Raw genomic sequence first — 3,593 nt, 5'->3', positions numbered from 1 at the left:
CGGCAAGTTGGGTTAAATTGTGGTCATATCTGTATGTTTTTTCAAAGATATAAAAAATATCAATAAATTGAAAAATTTTATCAATAAATTGGAACACTTATGATATAAATATTGCTTTACTTTGAATAATAATTAAAGAACACCAATAAATTAGAATATTATTTAAGATTCATCAGTTATATCTATAATTATTTATTATATTTACTTAATAATTATAAAAAACAATACCATGAAAACACTAAAAATTTTATCCTTTTTTCTACTTGTAATCCTATTTGGTTGCACAGAGGAAACTATTATCAACAACTATTCAGCCGAAGGTCTTGGCAAAGTAAACGTGTATATTGAAGGCGACATCACAAATGCAGAAGCACAAGCACAATTAGAAGAAGAAGTTGGTACACTTACCGAAAATATTTATATACAAAACACCACACAATTGACGGCTATTTCAATTATTGGAAACAGCAAATTAAGAAATGTTACTATTGATGAAAATAATTCTTTAAATATAATTAACGTTAATGCTATTAGTAATTTAACAAGTTTTATAGTGAAAGACACAAATAATCAACTTGCTAACATTAATTTAAACGGAACAGGCAAAGTTACAGAAGTTGAAATAAAAAACTCAAAACAAAACTCAACTATTCTAATAGATGGCTTTACAATTGCTGATAAGATAACTATTGAAACAACCTCTAATACAAGTAATAATAAAACTGCTACAATTACTTGTAATGACTTAATAGAAATAAATAAATTTTTATCAATAAATACTTCTGTATCTCAAAATAACACAGTTTCATTTACTGATTTAAAAATCATGGGTAAGTATGTATCAGATACAACCTATTTTTTTAACATTATTTCTGGTAAATTTACCGTAGCAAGTTTTCCTATTTTAGAAGAAATATATAACCTTACATTAGATGGTTTACACATGGACACCATTACATTTCCTTTAGTTGAAAAAATGAATTATTTTTATTTAAGTATAGACTCTTACATAAATCACTTTAATTTTCCACAACTCACAAGATGTGATAATTTTCAATGTGAATTTAATACAGGTTCATTAGGAACTACTTATTTTACGGATACTTTATTTAATATGCCATTACTTAATTATTGTAAAAATTATAGTTTAAATATTTTAGGATTAGATAATTTTGATGCAGAAGATATTTTAGAAAAATTTTTAACAATTCAACCTGTATCAGGAAAAACAATAAATTTATCAAATGATGCCCCTTTAACAGGTTTAGGGCTTACATATAAACAAACACTCATCAATCAAGGAAATACAGTGATTGTTTGGTAACAATTAATTTTAAATTCAATATAATATGCAAACAAAAATTATTAAATCGTTTATTTTTGCTTTAAGCTGTTTATCATTACAGCAATTAGAAGCACAAAATTATCCCGTTAACAAAGTGGTTAATGGTGTTACAACAAATCTAAACATACCTACTAATGAAAGGTATGTAATTGGAGTAAATGCAAATCCTATTTCTACAACAGATCTTAATCCTAATGTCACTGCTTTTGGTAACTCTCCATTAAGTTGGAGAGCTGACAGAGTTGTAAAAAGTGAGGTTTTTTGGATGGCATTAAGATTAGAAATTGAAATTCAAAATGCTATTAATTTAGGTTATAGAAATATTTTCATACAGCGTGGAAGATATGAAATTAATGGACCAATTGTAATAAATGCGGATAATATTACTATTGAAGGAGAATCAAATTTAACGATAATAAAGCCTGAAAACACGGGGAGTGATGCTTTCCCAGCCACAAACAGCATCTTTGAAATTTCAGGCAAAAACAATGTTGTCAAAAACTTGAGTATTGATTGCTCTGCTTATACACCTAATAATACAGGTATTGTGTCTGCAATTGAATTAAAAAGCGGTGCAGAAAACAATGCTTTTAGAGATATTTCTATTGATAATGTGGGTGGTGCTGGTGCTAATCAAACTTTTCAAAAGGGAGCAATTTATCTAAACAATCAAACAGGTTTTATTAATAACAATTTGTTTGATAATATTTTTATGAAACTAATAAACAAAGGCATTGTATTAAACTCTGTAGCTAGTGGTGATGGTATTAGACACAATACTTTTTCTAACATAAAAATGGATAGAGCAAGAGAAAATAACATAGTTTTTGAAGGAGCAGGCTTTAAACCATTTAGAAATACATTTGAAGATTTTAGTATTCAAGTTTTTCAATTTCAAACCAATATTGTTAAAGATATTTCTGGAGATAGAAATGTGTTTAATAGGTTTAAAAACGCCGATTGGAAAAAAACCTCAAGTTTTAATAGTGGTGCAAAAGCTATAAATTTAACTTCAGGTGCTTGGGCAACAACAATAACAAATTTTGAAATGGCAAATTTAAAAGTACATGGAGGCTCAACAGGTGCTTCAGGAAGCACCATGGACGATATTGACGATCAAGGAAAACTAACACAATTACTTTATAATGAACGTGCAGGTGTAATGTATTCACAATTAGGATTTGATGGTTTTTATTCAGATCCTGTTAATCAAAGTGGTAATAATAAGAGTTTGACTCATTTAAAAGGTGGTTTAATATTATCAGCACAATTGGGTGGTCAAAACAATGCTCATATAAATACAGCGGCAGCGACAAAAGTTCTAACTTGTTCAGATAATGAAGGAAGAGCAACGTGGGCGAATATCACAGGAACAGGTGGTATAATATGGGATTATAAAGCAATATCCAACATAAAAATGCAAGGTCATGCAATAATTAATTCCCCAACTTCAGACCTCCCAACTTCACCTGGTATCCGCTTAGATGATTTAGGCAACGTGCGTATAGGTACAGCAGCACCATTTACTACAAATCCTGCAAAATTACAAGTAGATGGGCGAACCATTATCGGTACTGCCTCACAAGAAATGAACGATTATGATGCCGCTTACAAACTCATCGTAAACGGCAAAGTGCGTGTACGCAACGAAGTATATGTCAAGGAAGCAGGACTAACTTGGCCCGACTACGTTTTTGCAAACGATTACAAACTCATGCCACTACAACAAGTAGCACAACACATACAAGAAAAAGGCCACTTGCCTAACATGCCAAGTGCTACCGAGGTAGAAAAAGACGGCATAGCAGTAGGAGACATCATCAAACGCCAACAAGAAAAAATTGAAGAATTGACGTTGTATTTGATTGAAAAACATAGAATTACATATAGTATATAGAAATATTTTATATTTTTTTGTTTTTTTTAATAAAAATGTTTGTAGTATAAAAATAATTTATTACATTTGATCATAAAAACATAAAATATATAAAAAACAAACTAGTAAAAACCCCATTTCATTTGTTTATACTTTAATATTAAACAAAATTCAAATTAATCCATTACTGTAATTTCCATTTCTTAAAAGAAACTAATTTAGAAAAGAATTCAAAACAACAATTTAGAAATTAAAAAACTAATTAATTTATTAACCTATAAAACCATACTTTATGAAAAAACTAAAAACAGTAGCTCTATTTATTCTAATAACCCTTTTTGGCTGCACCGAAGAAAACAACTATTACACCAC

The 3,593-nt window shown here is 29.1% G+C and carries 2 protein-coding genes; both read left to right on the top strand.

The window, feature by feature from the left end; genetic code table 11:
• Positions 1–229: 229 nt before the first annotated feature.
• Positions 230–1,324 carry a hypothetical protein gene (locus tag B0A58_RS03980; protein ID WP_089079986.1) on the top strand — a complete coding sequence of 365 codons (1,095 nt, stop codon included), beginning with the start codon at positions 230–232 and terminating at the stop codon, positions 1,322–1,324.
• A gap of 25 nt (positions 1,325–1,349) precedes the next feature.
• Positions 1,350–3,242, top strand: coding sequence for a pectate lyase family protein (locus tag B0A58_RS03975; protein WP_089079985.1), 1,893 nt, complete (start codon positions 1,350–1,352; stop codon positions 3,240–3,242).
• Positions 3,243–3,593 lie beyond the last annotated feature (351 nt).

This window comes from Flavobacterium branchiophilum NBRC 15030 = ATCC 35035 (assembly GCF_002217205.1).
In the GTDB taxonomy this organism is placed as follows: Bacteria; Bacteroidota; Bacteroidia; order Flavobacteriales; family Flavobacteriaceae; genus Flavobacterium; species Flavobacterium branchiophilum.
This window is presented reverse-complemented; position numbering and strand designations above follow the sequence as displayed.

Bases quoted from the DNA above. Each gene is read 5' to 3' on its own strand.
- B0A58_RS03980 (WP_089079986.1), top strand. From the start codon at position 230: ATGAAAACACTAAAAATTTTATCCTTTTTTCTACTTGTAATCCTATTT.
- B0A58_RS03975 (WP_089079985.1), top strand. From the start codon at position 1,350: ATGCAAACAAAAATTATTAAATCGTTTATTTTTGCTTTAAGCTGTTTA.